Genomic DNA, 17,560 nt, shown 5'->3' with positions numbered 1-17,560 from the left:
ATTTCCTAAAAACAAAAATGAAGCAGGGATTTTTCTATTAAAGTCATCCAAATTCAAAGAAATAAAGAAAACGATTTCGTTGATTTCCAATATTGTAATTAGAATAGCCATAATTAATTATTAGAAACCAAATATTATTATTAAATTTTATTTAATTTGCAATACAATTTAACAATCACATAATGATAACTATCAATCGCCTATTCGATTTTCCATATTATCAATTGGAAAAATATAACCTTCCTGATGCTTTGGCAACTAAGCAAAATGGTGTATGGGTTAAAACCTCGACCCAAGAATATATTGATAAGGCAAATGCCATTTCAAGAGCATTATTAAGAATAGGTGTTCAAAAAAATAATAAAATAGCTATTATCTCGAGTAATAATAGAACCGAATGGCATATTATGGATATTGGTATTTTGCAAATTGGTGCTCAAAACGTTCCTGTATATCCAACAATTTCCGAAGACGATTATGAATTCATTCTAAATCATTCTGAAGCAAGTTATGTATTTGTATCTGATGCAGATTTGTTCAAGAAAATCAATACTATAAAAGCAAACATTCCTTCGCTTAAAGAAGTATATTCTTTTAATGAAATTGAAGGCTGCAAAAATTGGAATGAACTATTACAACTTGGCGCAGACAAAAGCAATCAAAATGAAGTTGAGGAAAGAAAAAACAATGTAAGTGCCGAAGATTTGGCAACCATTATTTACACCTCTGGAACAACAGGAAGACCAAAAGGTGTAATGTTATCCCACAAAAATATTGTTTCAAATGTTTTGAATAGTGCCGATAGAATTCCATTTGACGCTGGATCCAGTCGTGCAATAAGTTTTTTACCGATTTGTCATATTTACGAACGAATGGTAACTTATATTTATCAATTTCACGGTTGCTCGATTTACTTTGGAGAATCTATCGAAAAAATATCCGATAACATAAAAGAAATCAGTCCATCTGTAATGACAGGTGTTCCAAGACTTATCGAGAAAGTTTATGAAAAAATTATTGCCAAAGGTTCAGATCTTACTGGTATCAAAAGAAAACTTTTCTTTTGGGCTGTAGCAATTGGACACCGATACGAACCGTATGGAGTAAATGGTTTTTGGTATGAATTCCAATTGAAAATTGCTCGCAAACTCATTTTTAGCAAATGGAAAGAAGCTTTGGGAGGAAAACTCGATTTAATTGTAAACGGTAGTGCTGCATTGCAACCAAGATTGGCTAGAATTTTTGCCGCTGCAGAAATCTACATCATGGAAGGTTATGGATTATCAGAAACCTCACCTGTGATCTCCGTAAATGATTTGCGTAACAAAGGGTTTAAAATTGGAACTGCTGGAAAAATCATCAACAATGTAGAAGTAAAAATTGCCGAAGACGGCGAAATTCTTTGTAAAGGTCCAAGTGTTATGATGGGCTATTACAAAGATCCCGAAAAAACAGCAGAAGTAATAATTGATGGCTATTTTCATACCGGAGATATTGGAAATGTTGACAAAGATGGTTTCTTATCAATTACGGATAGAAAAAAAGAAATGTTTAAAACTTCAGGCGGAAAATATATTGCTCCTCAACTTATAGAAAACACAATGAAACAATCTCGTTTTATCGAACAAATTATGGTTATTGGAGATGGGGAAAAAATGCCAGGTGCTTTTATTCAACCTAGTTTTGAATTTGTAAAAGAATGGGCAAAACTACACGGTATCGAAGCTGGAAAAACCAATGCAGAAATCATAACTAATCCAAAGGTTGTAAACCGTATTCATGAGGAAGTTGATCGTTTAAATAAAAAATTCGGGAATTGGGAACAAATTAAGCGTTTTGAATTAACTCCAGATGTATGGTCTATAGATGGTGGTCATTTGACACCTACTCTAAAACTGAAACGTAAAATCATAAAAGAAATCTATAAAGATCTTTATGATAAAATATACAATCCTAATTAATCAAATTATTACCAAACAAAAACGGCTGTCTAGATAGTAAGACAGCCGTTTTTTTTTTACTCAAAATTTAAATTCTGCTCAAACATTTTGTATAGCAAACTTTGTTTCATTAAAATTATTTCTGCTTTAAATGATATAATTATAAGCTCTAACAAAAAAATAATTACCCCTAGAAATTTCTTCAAATACAATACAAACAGAACTTACATATCCTATCAGCACTTTACTTATCAATAGTTTTCGTTATATTTATACAAAGAATTTAAAAAAAATCAACATGTATTATGCATGCATAGTATTTTTTATTATATTTGAAAACGATATAGTAACATATGAAAAACAAAACACTAGATTATATCCTAAGAGCAACTTGGCAAGCCGTTTCCAGAATGTACAACGAAGAAGCTAATAAATATGATGCTACAATGGCAACAGGATTTGCTTTATTAAGTATAGATAGAGAAGAAGGTACACCTTCGACAGCTTTGGGACCTCGAATGGGAATGGAAGCTACGAGTTTGACCAGAACCCTTAAATCGATGGAAGAAAAAGGGTTAATTATCAGAAAGAAAAACCCAGAAGATGGTAGAGGTGTTTTGATTTACTTAACCGAATTTGGAAAAGAAAAAAGGGAACTTTCTAAAAATACCGTTCTAAAATTTAATGAATCTGTAAGACAAAATATTTCTGAGGAAAAAATAAACAATTTCATTGAAGTTGCAGAGATTATCAACGAACTAATTCAAAATAAGAACATATTTAAATCAGATGAAGAAAACGCTACAATTCTAGATTCTAAAAAATAAAGAAAAAGGCGTTTTCTTTTCAAAAGCTAAAACAATCAACGTATTACTTTATTAAAACTGAAATGTTTTTTATCTAAACTATTTCAATCCAAATAAAAATACGTTTAAAACAAAATATATTTATTTATGAAACGCACAATTAAAAAAGTTGCTGTAATTGGATCCGGAATCATGGGTTCAGGAATAGCTTGTCATTTTGCTAACATTGGTGTCGAAGTTTTGCTTCTGGACATTGTACCCCGCGAACTGACCGAAGCCGAAGCTAAAAAAGGACTTACGCTTGAAAGCAAAGCCGTTCGCAACCGTGTGGTAAACGAACATTTGGCGAATTCATTAAAATCAAAACCCTCTCCTATTTACAGTCAGAAATTCGCTAACCGAATCACAACAGGGAATACAACAGATGATATGGCAAAAATTGCCAATGTGGACTGGATTATCGAGGTGGTTGTAGAACGTTTAGACATCAAAAAATTGGTTTTTGAACAAATAGACAAATTCCGTAAACCGGGAACATTGGTTACTTCGAACACTTCTGGTATTCCAATTCATTTTATGAGTGAAGGAAGAAGCGAAGATTTCCAACAGCATTTCTGCGGAACTCACTTTTTTAACCCTGCGCGTTACTTAAAATTATTTGAAATTATTCCAGGGTCAAAAACTTCAAAAGAAGTATTAGATTTCTTAAACGAATACGGATCTAAATTCTTAGGAAAAACATCGGTTGTGGCTAAAGATACTCCGGCGTTTATTGGAAACAGAATTGGTATTTACGGAATCCAAAGTTTATTCCACCTTGTAAAAGAAATGGGATTAACAATTGAAGAAGTTGATAAATTGACTGGTCCAGTTATCGGTCGTCCAAAATCGGCTACTTTCCGTACCGTTGACGTTGTTGGATTGGATACTTTGGTACACGTTGCCAATGGTATTTACGAAAACTGTCCGAACGACGAAGCACACGAATTATTCAAACTTCCTGATTTCATCAACAAAATGATGGAGAATAACTGGTTAGGAAGCAAAACTGGTCAAGGTTTCTACAAAAAAGTAGATAAAGACATTCTTTCTTTAGATTTAAATACATTAGAATATAGAGCTGCAAAAAAAGCAAATTTTGCAACTTTAGAATTAACTAAAACTATCGATAAACCAATCAATCGTTTTAAAGTTTTAGTAAAAGGAACGGATAAAGCGGGTGAATTCTACCGTAAAAGTTTTACTGGAATGTTTGCTTACGTTTCAAACAGAGTTCCTGAAATCACAGACGAATTCTATAAAATTGACGACGCTATGAAAGCTGGTTTTGGATGGGAAAATGGTCCATTCGAAATTTGGGATGCTATTGGTGTTGAAAAAGGAATTGAAATTATGAAAGCGGAAGGTTTAGAGCCTGCTGCATGGGTAAACGAAATGTTAGCTTCTGGAAGCAGCAGTTTTTATACTGTAAAAGAAGGCGCAACTTATTTCTATGATATACCAACAAAATCTCAAGTAAAAGTCCCTGGACAAGATTCATTCATCATCCTGAATAACATTCGCGAAAGCAAAAAAGTTTGGAGCAACAGTGGGGCAATCATTCAGGATTTAGGAGACGGAATCTTAAACTTAGAATTTCAGTCTAAAATGAATACAATTGGTGGCGATGTTCTACAAGCTATCAATAAAGCAATCGACTTATCTGAAAAAGAATATCAGGGTTTAGTTATAGGAAACCAAGCAGCAAATTTCTCAGTTGGGGCCAATATCGGAATGATCTTCATGATGGCCGTTGAGCAGGAATACGATGAATTGAACATGGCGATCAAATTGTTCCAAGATACCATGATGCGCGTTCGTTATTCTTCAATTCCAGTAGTAGTTGCGCCTCACGGAATGACTTTTGGTGGCGGATGCGAAATGAGTTTACATGCTGATAAAGTGGTTGCTGCTGCAGAAACGTACATGGGATTAGTTGAATTTGGTGTTGGAGTTATCCCTGGTGGTGGTGGTTCTAAAGAAATGACTTTAAGAGCTTCTGATTTATTCCGTAAAAACGATGTGGAATTAAACGTTCTTCAAGAGTATTTCTTAACAATCGCTATGGCTAAAGTTTCGACTTCTGGTTACGAAGCTTTTGATACTGGACTTTTACAACACGGAAAAGATATTATCGTAGTAAATAAAGACCGTCAGATCGCTGAAGCTAAAAAACATGCATTGTTAATGGCAGAAGCGGGTTATACACAACCAATCAGAAGAAACGATATTAAAGTTTTAGGAAAACAAGCTTTAGGGATGTTCTTAGTTGGAACAGATCAAATGGAAGCTGGAAAATACATTTCTGAGCACGATAAGAAGATTGCCAACAAACTAGCTTATGTTATGGCTGGTGGAGATTTATCTGAAGCAACTTTAGTATCTGAACAATATTTATTAGATATCGAACGTGAAGCTTTCTTGAGTTTATGTACAGAAAGAAAAACTCTGGAGCGTATTCAATATATGTTAACTAAAGGAAAACCTTTGAGAAACTAGTATCAAGTAATAAGAATTAAGTATTAAGAGATGCACCAATTTGAAAAATTAAAGATTTGGCAGAAAGCAATAGACATTGCAGTTCATGTTTATGAGATTTCATCAATCCTGCCAAATGATGAAAAATTTAATTTAATTCATCAAATAAAAAAGTGCGCAGTTTCAATTCCTTCTAATATTGCCGAAGGTTCAGGAAGAAATTCAGACAAAGAATTTATGCACTTTCTAGGAATAGCAAATGGTTCAACATTTGAATTAATAACTCAATTAATACTTGCTAAAAGACTTAAACTTGTTAGTGAAGATTTAATTCAACCCACTATTAATCAATTAGTAGAAGTATCAAATATGAATTTTTCTTTTCAACGATCACTCAATGATAAAATCAACAAAACAATTGGAAAATCTTAATACTTAATTCTCCAATCTTAATACAACAATTTATGAAAACAGCATATATAGTAAAAGCATATAGAACAGCAGTTGGAAAAGCTCCAAAAGGTGTTTTTAGATTTAAAAGACCTGATGAATTAGCCGCTGAAACCATTCAGTTTATGATGGACGAACTGCCTGATTTTGACAAAAAACGCATCGATGACGTTATGGTAGGAAATGCTATGCCAGAAGCAGAACAAGGTCTTAACGTTGGTCGTTTGATCTCTTTAATGGGATTAAAAGTTGAAGATGTTCCTGGCGTAACTGTAAATCGTTATTGTGCTTCTGGATTAGAAACTATCGGAATGGCGACTGCTAAAATCCAGTCCGGAATGGCAGATTGTATCATCGCTGGCGGTGCCGAAAGTATGAGTTATATCCCAATGGGAGGTTACAAACCAACTCCAGATTATACTATTGCTAAAGAGGGTCACGAAGATTACTACTGGGGAATGGGTTTAACTGCTGAAGCAGTTGCGAACCAATACAAAATCTCTAGAGAAGATCAAGATGAGTTTGCATATAATTCACACATGAAAGCCTTAAAAGCACAAGCAGAAGGAAAATTCGATAAACAAATCGTTCCCATAACTGTTGAGCAGACTTTCATTAATGAAAATGGTAAGAAAGAAACTAAATCCTATGTTGTAAACAAAGATGAAGGACCAAGAGCGGGAACTTCCAAAGAAGCTTTGGCAGGATTAAGACCAGTTTTTGCTGCCGATGGAAGTGTAACGGCTGGAAACTCTTCTCAAATGAGTGATGGAGCAGCTTTCGTTCTTATTATGAGCGAAGAAATGGTAAAAGAATTAAACATTCAGCCTATCGCTAGATTGGTCAATTTTGCTTCTGCTGGGGTAGAACCAAGAATTATGGGAATCGGACCTGTAAAAGCGATTCCGAAAGCACTAAAACAAGCCGGATTAACATTAAACGATATTGAGCTAATTGAATTGAACGAAGCTTTTGCTTCACAAGCTTTGGCGGTAACTCGCGAATTAGGATTAAATCCTGAAATTGTAAACGTAAACGGTGGAGCAATCGCATTAGGACATCCTTTGGGTTGCACAGGAGCGAAACTTTCAGTTCAACTATTTGACGAAATGAAACGCCGAGGCAACAAATACGGAATTGTCTCTATGTGTGTAGGAACTGGGCAAGGAAGTGCGGGGGTTTTTGAGGTTCTTTAAAAAGAAAATAGAATATAGAGAATAGAATATAGAGAATAGAATATAGAGAATAGAATATAGAGAATAGAATATAGAGAATAGAATATAGACAGTTGAATGAGACATAATTATAAGAACTTGAAAATTTGGCAACTTGGAATTACCATTGCTAATGAAGTTTCTGATTTATTATTAGATTTTCCTAAACACGAACGATACGATTTGAGTTCTCAAATAAGCAGATGTTCTGTTTCTATACCTAGTAATATTGCCGAAGGATCTTCAAGATCTGATAAGTCTTTCAGTCATTTTTTAGATATCTCTCTTGGTTCTTCTTTTGAATTAATCACCCAATTAATCGTTGCAAAACACAGAAAATATATAAGCGAAAATCAATTTAAAGAATTAGAAATTAAAATAGAAGAATTTCAACGAATGACAATGAGTTTTCAAAATGGACTACAGTAATAGTCTATTTTCTATTCTCTATATTCTATTTTATTTCATCTAAAAAACTATAAAACCATGGAAAACATAACAAGAGGTGGTCAATTCATCGTAAAAGAAACAAAATGCGAAGACATCTTCACTCCAGAGGATTTCAACGAAGAACAATTAATGATGCGCGACTCCGTAAAAGAGTTCGTTGACAAAGAATTATGGGCACACAAAGACCGTTTTGAGAAAAAAGATTATGCCTACACACAAGAGTGTATGAAAAAAGCTGGTGATCTTGGTTTCTTGAGTGTAGCAGTCCCAGAATCCTATGGTGGTATGGGAATGGGATTTGTAAATACTGTTTTGGTGTGCGATTACATCTCTGGAGCAACTGGCTCGTTCTCAACTGCATTTGGAGCTCACACTGGGATTGGAACAATGCCAATTACACTCTATGGTACAGAAGAGCAAAAACAAAAATACGTTCCAAAATTAGCCTCTGGCGAATGGTTTGGAGCATATTGCTTAACAGAACCAGGTGCTGGATCTGATGCCAACTCAGGAAAAACAAAAGCTGTTTTGTCTGAAGATGGAAAATACTATTCGATCACTGGACAAAAAATGTGGATTTCAAATGCTGGTTTTTGTTCTGTATTTATCGTTTTTGCTAGAATTGAAGATGATAAAAACATAACTGGTTTTATTGTCGAAAACGATCCTGCAAATGGAATCACCATGAATGAAGAAGAACATAAATTAGGAATTCGTGCCTCCTCTACCCGTCAGGTTTTCTTTAACGAAACAAAAGTTCCAGTTGAAAACATGTTATCTGAAAGAGGAAACGGTTTCAAAATCGCAATGAACGCACTCAATGTTGGACGTATCAAACTAGCTGCTGCTTGTCTAGATGCACAACGTAGAGTTATCGAAGGCGCAGTTCACTATTCAAACGAAAGAATTCAGTTCAACACTCCTATTTCATCATTTGGTGCCATTCGTTCTAAATTAGCCGAAATGGCGACTAACGCTTATGCTGGTGAAAGTGCTACGTATCGTGCTGCAAAAGATATTGAAGATAGAATTGCCAGTCGCGAAGCTACAGGTGCCACACACCAAGAAGCCGAATTAAAAGGTGTTGAAGAATATGCTATCGAATGTTCTATCCTAAAAGTTGCTGTTTCCGAAGATGTACAAAACTGTACCGATGAAGGAATCCAGATTTTTGGTGGAATGGGATTCTCTGAAGATACCCCAATGGAAAGTGCTTGGCGTGATGCCCGTATTGCACGAATTTACGAAGGAACTAATGAAATCAACAGAATGCTTTCTGTAGGAATGTTGATCAAAAAAGCCATGAAAGGACACGTAGATTTAATAGGACCTGCCATGAAAGTTCAAGAAGAATTAATGGGAATTCCATCTTTTGACACCCCTGATTATTCTGAATTATTTGCCGAAGAAAAAGTAATTATAGAAAACTTGAAAAAAGTTTTCTTAATGGTTGCTGGTAGTGCAGTTCAAAAATACGGAACCGAATTAGACTCGCATCAGCAATTGCTAATGGCTGCTTCTAATATCTTGATTGAGATTTATATGGCCGAAAGTACCATTTTGAGAACCGAAAAATTAGCCAAAAAAGAAGGAGAAGACAAAGTACAGGAACAAATTGCAATGGCTAAATTATACCTTTACAAAGCAGTAGATATTGTAAACCTTAACGGAAAAGAAGGCATTATATCCTTTTCAGAAGGCGATGAACAACGCATGATGTTAATGGGATTAAAACGCTTCACAAAATACACAAACAATCCAAACGTAATTGCTTTAAGAGAGCTTATTACTACCAAATTAGTTGCAGAAAACAAATACTGCTTCTAATATAACTTTTTAGTTTTTATTTGTTTAAAAGCCACTTATGTCCCTGAATGACATGGTGGCTTTTTAGCATATATGTATAATTCTGTTTTTAGAAGCGCAAACAATTGGCATTCCTATAAACAGGGATTCCTGCTCTACCTTACAATTCCCGATTTAGAAAAACAACGGCAAAAAAAGCCTTGTTTTTCTAAATCGGGAGATTTCCAGTTCGATCAGGGCTAAAGAGAAACATTTGGCAATTCTATAATCACACTAAAATAACTCTTGAGAATTAGATTTTAAATTCCATCAATTCTCTAACCTTCTCTTTTCTTTGGTACCAATCATTGTAAACCAAATGTATAGTATCAATTCTAGAAACACCAAAGTCATGTTCTCTGTATTTTTCGATACAATTCATAAAATACATAGTATCATCTAATTTTTTCTTGAAACGCACTACCGTCACGTGAGCTGTAATCAATAAGTACCTTTTATCTAAACTCTTTTGTAAATTAGATTTGGCAAAATATGCTCTTAAATTTTCACGAATAGCTTGCAAAGTTTCATTTTTTGGATAACCTTTTATCATAATAGCTGATTCGGAAGCTGTAACTCCTTTAAAATCAATTTCAAATTCTTCAATAGCTTCAAGACTTTTACGAATCACTTTCGAATATTCCTCAACATCTATAGTATCTAAATTAAATCCTTCATAACAGGAAATGATTGACAATAAAGTAATGTGCATATCCGAATTTGGATAAAAATACTGTGCGGGTTCAATACTTTTCAATTCGTCAATAAAACTTTGAATATTTGTTTTCACAGCATCAGAAGGGCGAAGTAACAAAGTCATACCAAACCTATTATCTAATTCATTTTCAATATTTATATCAATAGAATATTCTTCATTTACAATTTTTGAAAAAGCATGTTGGTATAAATCGCGATACACTTTTTCTAACTTTTCATTATGCATATAAATTTCCTTAAGGTTTATAGCTTCCTTTATCTGGATATTCGATACTATTTTTAAGGTCTGCCACTCGTTTAGGATCAAATTTAGGGATTTGAAGTTCGTTAGTTTCCTTCCATTTTTTAACAATCTCTGAAACTTCAGTCGATTTCTCAGCCGATGGAGCAACATCACGAGTCATATAAAGTGTTTGAGAAGGATATGCTAATGAAGTTCCGCTCTTTTCAATTATATCCATCATTCTCAACAAAAGATCTTCCTGTATCTCTTGAAAAATCTCAAAAGTTATGGCTTCAATATAGGATATGACATCAATTTTTAAGGCATCTGATGTAATACCGGTAAATCGTACAGTTGGAGGGGTATTAATAACAGCTGGATGCGAAAAAAGTAAAGAACGGAGTTCTACTAGTAGATAGCGAATTTGATCTGGAGTAGTTTCCATCCGAAAAGTAAAACTTGGATTGAAAAGAAATTGGTCACGATGTGCAAAATTTTCAATTTTATTTGCAGAGAGCTGTCCATTGGGTATGGTCACAATGGTTCGTGAAATTGTTCTAAGTCTAGTAGAACGCATCCCGATAGACTCTACTGTTCCTTTAATATCATCAATACGACATAAATCTCCGACTCTCAAAGGCTGATCGGCAATAATACTTACACTACCCACAAAGTTTTCTATCGTTTTTTGTGCCCCTAAAGCCAAAGCGATACCTCCAATTCCTAGAGCAGCAAGTCCAGCAGTTACATCAACACCAACTATTCCTAGCAATGCAATAATCCCAATCACTACAATTGCGGCTTTGGTTGTGCGACTCAAAAACAATATAACAGACACTGCTGAAACACGACCACTTTGAACCATTCTTTGGCGGGAATACAAACTCACCGATTCAATTAACTTCCAAAGCAACATCAAAAAAGCAACTATCCCAATTGTCAATGTAATGACACTAAAACGTTGACGTACCACTATCGAAATCCCCATTCGTTGTGTAAACGACACAAATAAAATAACAGCCAAATATAATTGAATTGGCAAACTAAATGCCTCAATAATATCGATTCCTTTTTCACCTGTAGCTCTTCTGGATATTTTTTGTACAATAAAAACAATTACAGAAATCAACAACTTTGAAAGCAAAAAAGAAATTACAGCCATAATAACTATGACTCCCCAGTGACCTATTGGGACACTCCCTAGCTTTTTTTCTTTTAAAACATCTGGCAAAACTTTATCTAAAAAAGTTTTCTCTGAAGTAAGATCGGCATTAGCTATAGCCTCAACCGTTTCGGCAGAAAAAAGCCATAATGCAGGTTCGTTATCGTCTGATTGATTTTCTACATAAATCTGAATTACTGTCTTACTAGTTGTTATGTTTCCAACAAGATCAACTCCTATAGCTTCATCATCGTCTATTCGACCAGTAGCCTTATTACTTATAATTGAGGTGGGTGAAAGATTACCTCCTTGGTCCAACAATTGCTGAAAAGCCTTGGCAATGCGGACTCTTTCTAAATTCTTGCGGTAAGAACGGCGACTTAACACAAAATAACGACTGGCTCGCTCATAATTTTGATCTCCAATAGCTTTGATAAAACCACTAACGGTGCCTTGTGGTGTTCTTCGGCCGAGTGAATCTTCAGGTGTTTTTTCGGGTTCTTCGGTTGTTGTTTTTGCAGCACCTAATAATTGGGCTTCAACACTGACTGGTTTTAAGAATATCAGCACTAAAAGCAATAAATAAGACGATAGACGCTTTATAGATAAATTCATAATAAGTTATTTTGCTGGTTTCAAACAATACACTAGGATAGAATCAAAAAGCTACTGCAGATTTTGATTTAAACACCAAAACCTTCAATTCAATATCTAAAAAAGAAACAAAAACAGAGTATTCTAAAAGATAAATACGTTATAGTGAAGTAAGTTGTTGTGATTTTATTATTTTGGGAATAAAAATATAAGTACAGCTCGCCAACCCCAATCCGCTTTTTGTCCCGTTGGTGCAGCTAAATTAAAACGAGGACCAACTGCCAGCTGCACTTTTTGAGTCCCCAAACTAGTTACACCACTTAACACTGGATTCAACCAAACTGTAGATGTTTCAGCTTGCCAATTTTGTGTCCACTCCATATTGACACCTAATCCAGCACCAGACTTCCAATTGTAAACCAAAAAGGGTTGTACAAACATTTGGCTAACATCAGCTCTATCACTATTTCCTGCTACGCTCCAAATTTAATTCATTAATGCCCCTATCGTCCAACCATTCATTTGTTTTAACGCAACTGCTGTAGGTCCAACACCAAACTTCTCTGTCCCTAAAAAATCATCTGTTGCAGTTGGTATTAGTAATGCTGGTCCAACTCCCCAAGTAAACCCATTTTTAGAATTTTTTGGACTAAAAAAACCACTTACAACTGCGTCACTTAGTCCGTTTTCTTTATTTCCTTCTCCTGTAATATCGTATTGAGTTATTACTGGTAATACCATACGGGTTATTAAATTCAGATTTTCAGAAATATTAATAGGAATTACGGGTTGAATATTCAACGTGTTTCGGGTTCCATTGTTCGCACCAATTCCATAATCAGTATTGTTTTGTAAAGGAACACTAATTAATGAAGCAATCGGATTGGCTAATTTTTTGGCTAATTCTGAAGCGTCTTCTTGAGCATTTACATTAATAAAACTTAAAATAAGAATGGCTATAACGAATATCTTTTTTTTCATGGTATATTTATTTATAGTTCGAATACAAACAGTTTATATTTTTTACTCAATTTTTATCTTACGATACGTTAAATTACAAAATATAAACAAGATTCATTATTATTCATTTTTAAAATTATCGAAGAAATAAAAAAACACAAGTTTTAATTAAATAAAATTGATATAGTTGCTACTTTTTCAAAAGAAAACAAATTGGTAGGATAGCGTAATTGCATCATAATTTAAACCAATATCCTTAAAAACACCAGTATTGAGCTGTAATTTAACAGATTGCGATTTGGTAAAAGGTACTGCCCAAGTAAATCCTATTCTAGAATTATTAATAAGACTTCCTGCTGGTAAATCATCAACTTCGGTTTTTCCTCCGCTAAACCACGTACCATTCACGCTAATCCACATTTGATTTTTAAAATAATAACTAACATGACCTTGAAAATTAAACACCGGATTTTGCTTCAATGTATCATCTCCCAAATAATTATGATTTGGTGTATAAAACCAAACTCCAGAATACAATTCTGCATAAAAATACTTAAACCGTTTTGAGACACCTACTTCTGGTTTGAAACCCCATCTATTGGCTCCAATATTTACTCTCTTATCAGAATAATAAACACCTGTAGGAATTAAAGTAACCAAACTTGCACCAAAAATTGTTTTTTGCTTATACTGACTAAATTCTTTGATGCTCAATGCTTTCGAACCAAATAAATTTATTCCCAATCGAACTCTCATATCACCAAAGCCATTTCTATTTCCAGTTATCCTTTCTTCTCCTATCGTAGCATGTCCATCCATAAATACATAAGGCAAAACTACTTGTACTCTAGCCAATCTATCAGCAAGACCAAATGTATGCATATAACCTACACCAAAATTATTGCTGGAAATAATGAAATCTTCAATGGGTACATTAGCTTCAGACACAACATCACCTTTCATAAAACCATAACTTGCAACAATTACATTTCCATCTTTTGGCATATTTGCATAAGCTCTTGGATCTAAATCTTGTGAAAAAGCCGAATTAAAAATCATAAAAAAAAAGAAAATCGAAAATCTTATTTCCCTTACAACATTGAGGCTGAATAAAACCATATATAAAAAATTAAATAGCTATTTATTTTACTTTAAATTCAAAAATTAATGAGCTTTTTACTTCAAATTTTAAATTTACTCTAAAATCTATAACCGATACTGATGTTGTATCTGAATCCTACAGCTGTAATAGACTGAACTCCTTTTTTTTCGACACCTTCATCATCAGTTATTCCCTTAATACCAGGATACCTTTCTTTTATGGTTTCAATAACTTTTTGGTACACTTCGTTTTCGTCAAGCCCCTCAATGCTATTATCCAATTTGGTATTAAACTTATACTTAGTTATTGATGGGCCAAACAAAACACAATCTATTACAACTCTATTCCAAAGAACAAATTGATAGCCTAACTCACCACCTATATTGGTTAAATTAAATTTTGATGAAAGATTTGATCTACTAACCACATCGGTCTCTGGATTAGTATAAATCAAATTTCTATCCGTATTAAATTGAAAAAAACTCACAAAAGGTGCTAGATAAACGCCTCTTGGGCCTTTGAATTTATTGATACTCCCTAAATAAAACCGATAATCAGCTCCTACTGAAAATCCTTTTCTGCTACTGCTTTTGGAAAAATCAACATAAGTCAGATCTATTGTGATTAAGGGAAACTCTTGATAACCTGCAAAGAAATTCAAACTTTGGTTTTCTTTTAAGATTCGTTCATACGAAAATTGATAGGAGTTGTCATATAACAACATATTGGAGACATTGAACTTAATAGAGTTTTTTAAATCCCTTGGTTCACTTTGACAAAAAACATTTGTTGTCAACAATAGTATAAAAACACAAACCAAAACAATTTTAGAGGAGAAGGATAGAATTTTCATGGCACATTTATTTGTTAACTAAAATTTAACTAAACTCATTCAAATTTAACATTTTTTTCTTAAAAAAAGACCTCACTAACTACTATAAAGCAAATTCCATTTAAAAAACCATAAACTATATTGCTGTTTAAAAATTAATTCATCCGAAAAAAAAGCGCATTTTAGTGAATGCGCTTTTGAAATTTTAAAATTGTAAAAATTATTTAATTTTTGCAGTATCCAGTTCACCTACAAACGGTATTGCATTTTGCAAACTACTTCTGATTTCAGTTTGCAAATAAACTTCAAGCTGTATAAACTTTGTAGCATTAACCGCTCCAATAGCTTTTTTTACTTTATTGTAATAGGTATAATATAACTTATCAAATGCACCATTGTTTTTCAAAACTCCTTTTGTAATTACATCGGCATTTTCATCCGTCAAATTACCATAATTGGTTGCATATTGATTAATTAGTTCTATTTTTTCTTGCCCTAATTTTTTTCTTTCAATTTCGTAAGACTCATAAATTTTAGCAAAATCGGTAGCTTGTGTACCTGACAGTGCCATATATTGGCTTACTAATTCGGTTTTCGATTTTCCGTAGAGTGATTGAACCACATCTACATCATCTTGAAAAGAAGATTGAGCGAAGGAAGTTGTAGTAAACACAACTGCTAATAATAATAGTACTTTTCTCATTTTGTCTGTTTTTTATAGTTAAAATAGTTCTAACAAATATAAGATTTATACCTATACATTTTAAAAAAAAACAACCAATACAACTGATTTTAAAAAAAAAACAACCAATACAACTGATTTTAAAAAAAAACAACCAATACAACTGATTTTAAATAAATTACACAAACTAAAAGGTTTCTCCTGCATTCAAATAAAATCCTTTATAACGATTCCCGACTGCATAATCAAAAACAAGATTGGTACGAGTAGCTTTATCAATCAAAAGTCGTAACCCAATTCCAAATGCAGGTTGAACATATTTGAAGAGTTTAATATCGTCATATTTATTACTTGCCGTGGTATAATTGGTAAAAACTGTTCCGCTCAATAATTGGTTACAAGTAATCGGGAAACGCAATTCTGCTTGTAAATACGCTAAATTATTTCCTCTAAACAATCCTTGTGTATAACCTTCTCCACTTCGATTTCGTTGATCCCATCCTATGGCAGGCAAATTCAAATAAGGAACAACTCCTTTTGTTACAAATTGTCCAAAAGCCCAAAAACCCAATACAAAACGTTCTCTTTCGGGATCTAACGGCACAAAATATCGAAATTCAGAATACAAGACATTACTTCCTTTTTGCTCATTGAATAAGGCCGAATTGAATCTGTAATTTAAGTTTGCAAACCATCCTTTTCGAGTATTAATTTGATTATCTCTTGAGTCATGGATAAAATTAAGACTAAAACCATTTACAAAGTATTCCTTATCATTAAACCCATTTTGAATACTGTAGTTATAATGATGTGTGAATTTTTCATTCTCTACATCAAGATTTTTATCAACAATCGAAGAATACCAATCAAGATTAATACCTCCTCCTATATAAAAATTCTTCGTTACTTTCCAAGATGCCGTTTGATGAACTTTTAAATAGTTATAATCCATTGGCTCCTCAATTGATTCTAAATCAAAATCAGGATTGTCTCTTCTTTTTGGAATAATATTCGTTCCCAAGCCGTAATTAGGTTGTGTAAAGACATATAACCTAGAATCACCACTTAAATAAATTTTATTTTTCTTTAATAAAATGGTATTTTTCAAATTAATCATAGCTTGATTTTTGGTTGTAAAAACCACTCCGATATTGGCTGAAGAATATTTATCGAGAAGATCTTTTCCTTTGAAAGTATATTGAGCTGTAGCACCATAACTAAACCCAGTTGCTGGTTGTACTCCCACAATAGGTATAATTAAAAAAAAGCTATTCTTAATAGGTTTTACGACCATTGTAGAATCCTTCTTTTTGAATAAGTCAAAAACAGTTTTAGGAGGACATAATGAATCTCCTAAAGTAACTACCTGTGCATTTGCAATACTCTGACACAAAAAAAAACAAACTACAAAAAGAACTAAAGATTTAAACATATATTTTTTTCATTTAAGAAAACACAATAAACTTTTTTCAGAAACAAATTTATTGAAACCTTCTTTTCTTTAAAATGCCTCAGTTCGTTTTTACTGGAAGCTTATGGATTGCTCCGTTATAACTTATAGGACTACGCTTATTAGAATTGATACTCAAGTAGGCATTTCCATCAAAATAAATCTCTAAAAAAACAGTGTAAGTATCTGTATTGTCTTTAACATTGGCCTTTACAATCCAACTTTTTTTTCCTTTTTTTAAAGAATAATCGTTTACAAAGCCTTTAAAATCCATTCCTCCATCTCCGTTTCCATAACCAACTCCAGCAAAACCTCTTCCAAAGAAAGGCATAGCGCTATGAATAGTATCTTTTTCAAAACGAAAAAAATTAGGATTTGTTGTCAAATCTATACTTCTTACACCCTGAGGAATTGCCCTATCGCCAACAAATTCATATTCTTTTGCATTAACCAGAGCCTCAATTTCAGCCTGCTTTGCTAATTCACGTTCTTGTTTAAGCTCCTTTTTAGATTTCTCCTGAGAAAAGCCTATCATAACAAAAAATGCTACACAAAAAGTTGTCAGTACTGTTTTCATAAACTGCAATTTTAGATGACCAATCAAATAATTATTGTT

General features: G+C 33.3%; 16 protein-coding genes. 7 read left to right on the top strand and 9 right to left on the bottom strand.

What is annotated here, in order from left to right:
• The first annotated feature begins 182 nt into the window (after nt 1-182).
• From ABEB18_RS12510 to ABEB18_RS12480, 7 genes are all read left to right on the top strand, one after another.
• A complete protein-coding gene (locus ABEB18_RS12510) occupies nt 183-1,961 on the top strand; it encodes an AMP-dependent synthetase/ligase (protein WP_348799645.1) in 1,779 nt (592 codons plus the stop codon).
• A gap of 332 nt (nt 1,962-2,293) precedes the next feature.
• Nucleotides 2,294-2,767, top strand: coding sequence for a MarR family winged helix-turn-helix transcriptional regulator (locus tag ABEB18_RS12505; protein ID WP_348799644.1), 474 nt, complete (start codon nt 2,294-2,296; stop codon nt 2,765-2,767).
• A 126-nt stretch (nt 2,768-2,893) separates the two neighbouring features.
• Entirely contained in the window at nt 2,894-5,284 is a 2,391-nt protein-coding gene (locus tag ABEB18_RS12500) for a 3-hydroxyacyl-CoA dehydrogenase/enoyl-CoA hydratase family protein (protein WP_348799643.1), read from the top strand.
• Between the two features lie 30 nt (nt 5,285-5,314).
• Nucleotides 5,315-5,695 (top strand): four helix bundle protein, encoded by a 381-nt coding sequence (locus ABEB18_RS12495; protein ID WP_348799642.1) that lies wholly within the window; start codon nt 5,315-5,317, stop codon nt 5,693-5,695.
• Nucleotides 5,696-5,727: 32 nt separating this feature from the next.
• The gene (locus tag ABEB18_RS12490; protein ID WP_348799641.1) at nt 5,728-6,909 is read left to right on the top strand and encodes an acetyl-CoA C-acyltransferase; all 1,182 of its coding nucleotides are present in this window, start codon (nt 5,728-5,730) and stop codon (nt 6,907-6,909) included.
• 96 nt (nt 6,910-7,005) lie between these two features.
• Nucleotides 7,006-7,356, top strand: coding sequence for a four helix bundle protein (locus ABEB18_RS12485; protein ID WP_348799640.1), 351 nt, complete (start codon nt 7,006-7,008; stop codon nt 7,354-7,356).
• A gap of 57 nt (nt 7,357-7,413) precedes the next feature.
• Nucleotides 7,414-9,204, top strand: coding sequence for an acyl-CoA dehydrogenase FadE (locus ABEB18_RS12480; RefSeq protein ID WP_348799639.1), 1,791 nt, complete (start codon nt 7,414-7,416; stop codon nt 9,202-9,204).
• A 271-nt stretch (nt 9,205-9,475) separates the two neighbouring features.
• Here ABEB18_RS12480 and ABEB18_RS12475 read toward each other — a convergent pair whose 3' ends face one another.
• From ABEB18_RS12475 to ABEB18_RS12435, 9 genes are all read right to left on the bottom strand, one after another.
• Nucleotides 9,476-10,165 (bottom strand): 2'-5' RNA ligase family protein, encoded by a 690-nt coding sequence (locus tag ABEB18_RS12475; RefSeq protein WP_348799638.1) that lies wholly within the window; start codon nt 10,163-10,165, stop codon nt 9,476-9,478.
• Nucleotides 10,166-10,175: 10 nt separating this feature from the next.
• Nucleotides 10,176-11,939 (bottom strand): mechanosensitive ion channel family protein, encoded by a 1,764-nt coding sequence (locus tag ABEB18_RS12470; protein WP_348799637.1) that lies wholly within the window; start codon nt 11,937-11,939, stop codon nt 10,176-10,178.
• A gap of 168 nt (nt 11,940-12,107) precedes the next feature.
• A complete protein-coding gene (locus tag ABEB18_RS12465) occupies nt 12,108-12,359 on the bottom strand; it encodes a hypothetical protein (RefSeq protein ID WP_348799636.1) in 252 nt (83 codons plus the stop codon).
• A gap of 45 nt (nt 12,360-12,404) precedes the next feature.
• Nucleotides 12,405-12,899, bottom strand: coding sequence for a hypothetical protein (locus tag ABEB18_RS12460; protein WP_348799635.1), 495 nt, complete (start codon nt 12,897-12,899; stop codon nt 12,405-12,407).
• A gap of 177 nt (nt 12,900-13,076) precedes the next feature.
• A complete protein-coding gene (locus ABEB18_RS12455) occupies nt 13,077-13,937 on the bottom strand; it encodes a transporter (RefSeq protein ID WP_348799634.1) in 861 nt (286 codons plus the stop codon).
• A gap of 140 nt (nt 13,938-14,077) precedes the next feature.
• Nucleotides 14,078-14,833, bottom strand: coding sequence for a hypothetical protein (locus ABEB18_RS12450; RefSeq protein WP_348799633.1), 756 nt, complete (start codon nt 14,831-14,833; stop codon nt 14,078-14,080).
• A 199-nt stretch (nt 14,834-15,032) separates the two neighbouring features.
• Entirely contained in the window at nt 15,033-15,515 is a 483-nt protein-coding gene (locus ABEB18_RS12445) for a hypothetical protein (RefSeq protein WP_348799632.1), read from the bottom strand.
• A gap of 166 nt (nt 15,516-15,681) precedes the next feature.
• Complete coding sequence (locus tag ABEB18_RS12440) at nt 15,682-16,926, bottom strand: BamA/TamA family outer membrane protein (RefSeq protein ID WP_348799631.1); 1,245 nt, start codon at nt 16,924-16,926, stop codon at nt 15,682-15,684.
• A gap of 79 nt (nt 16,927-17,005) precedes the next feature.
• Nucleotides 17,006-17,521 carry a DUF4251 domain-containing protein gene (locus tag ABEB18_RS12435; protein WP_348799630.1) on the bottom strand — a complete coding sequence of 172 codons (516 nt, stop codon included), beginning with the start codon at nt 17,519-17,521 and terminating at the stop codon, nt 17,006-17,008.
• Between the last annotated feature and the right edge of the window lie 39 nt (nt 17,522-17,560).

The organism is Flavobacterium adhaerens, assembly GCF_040045115.1.
Lineage (GTDB): Bacteria > Bacteroidota > Bacteroidia > Flavobacteriales > Flavobacteriaceae > Flavobacterium > Flavobacterium adhaerens.
This window is presented reverse-complemented; position numbering and strand designations above follow the sequence as displayed.

Excerpts from the sequence above, each read along its gene's own strand:
- ABEB18_RS12510 (WP_348799645.1), top strand. The coding sequence starts at position 183 with ATGATAACTATCAATCGCCTATTCGATTTTCCATATTATCAATTGGAA.
- ABEB18_RS12505 (WP_348799644.1), top strand. The coding sequence starts at position 2,294 with ATGAAAAACAAAACACTAGATTATATCCTAAGAGCAACTTGGCAAGCC.
- ABEB18_RS12500 (WP_348799643.1), top strand. The coding sequence starts at position 2,894 with ATGAAACGCACAATTAAAAAAGTTGCTGTAATTGGATCCGGAATCATG.
- ABEB18_RS12495 (WP_348799642.1), top strand. The coding sequence starts at position 5,315 with ATGCACCAATTTGAAAAATTAAAGATTTGGCAGAAAGCAATAGACATT.
- ABEB18_RS12490 (WP_348799641.1), top strand. The coding sequence starts at position 5,728 with ATGAAAACAGCATATATAGTAAAAGCATATAGAACAGCAGTTGGAAAA.
- ABEB18_RS12485 (WP_348799640.1), top strand. The coding sequence starts at position 7,006 with ATGAGACATAATTATAAGAACTTGAAAATTTGGCAACTTGGAATTACC.
- ABEB18_RS12480 (WP_348799639.1), top strand. The coding sequence starts at position 7,414 with ATGGAAAACATAACAAGAGGTGGTCAATTCATCGTAAAAGAAACAAAA.
- ABEB18_RS12475 (WP_348799638.1), bottom strand. The coding sequence starts at position 10,165 with ATGCATAATGAAAAGTTAGAAAAAGTGTATCGCGATTTATACCAACAT.
- ABEB18_RS12470 (WP_348799637.1), bottom strand. The coding sequence starts at position 11,939 with ATGAATTTATCTATAAAGCGTCTATCGTCTTATTTATTGCTTTTAGTG.
- ABEB18_RS12465 (WP_348799636.1), bottom strand. The coding sequence starts at position 12,359 with ATGTTTGTACAACCCTTTTTGGTTTACAATTGGAAGTCTGGTGCTGGA.
- ABEB18_RS12460 (WP_348799635.1), bottom strand. The coding sequence starts at position 12,899 with ATGAAAAAAAAGATATTCGTTATAGCCATTCTTATTTTAAGTTTTATT.
- ABEB18_RS12455 (WP_348799634.1), bottom strand. The coding sequence starts at position 13,937 with ATGATTTTTAATTCGGCTTTTTCACAAGATTTAGATCCAAGAGCTTAT.
- ABEB18_RS12450 (WP_348799633.1), bottom strand. The coding sequence starts at position 14,833 with ATGAAAATTCTATCCTTCTCCTCTAAAATTGTTTTGGTTTGTGTTTTT.
- ABEB18_RS12445 (WP_348799632.1), bottom strand. The coding sequence starts at position 15,515 with ATGAGAAAAGTACTATTATTATTAGCAGTTGTGTTTACTACAACTTCC.
- ABEB18_RS12440 (WP_348799631.1), bottom strand. The coding sequence starts at position 16,926 with ATGTTTAAATCTTTAGTTCTTTTTGTAGTTTGTTTTTTTTTGTGTCAG.
- ABEB18_RS12435 (WP_348799630.1), bottom strand. The coding sequence starts at position 17,521 with ATGAAAACAGTACTGACAACTTTTTGTGTAGCATTTTTTGTTATGATA.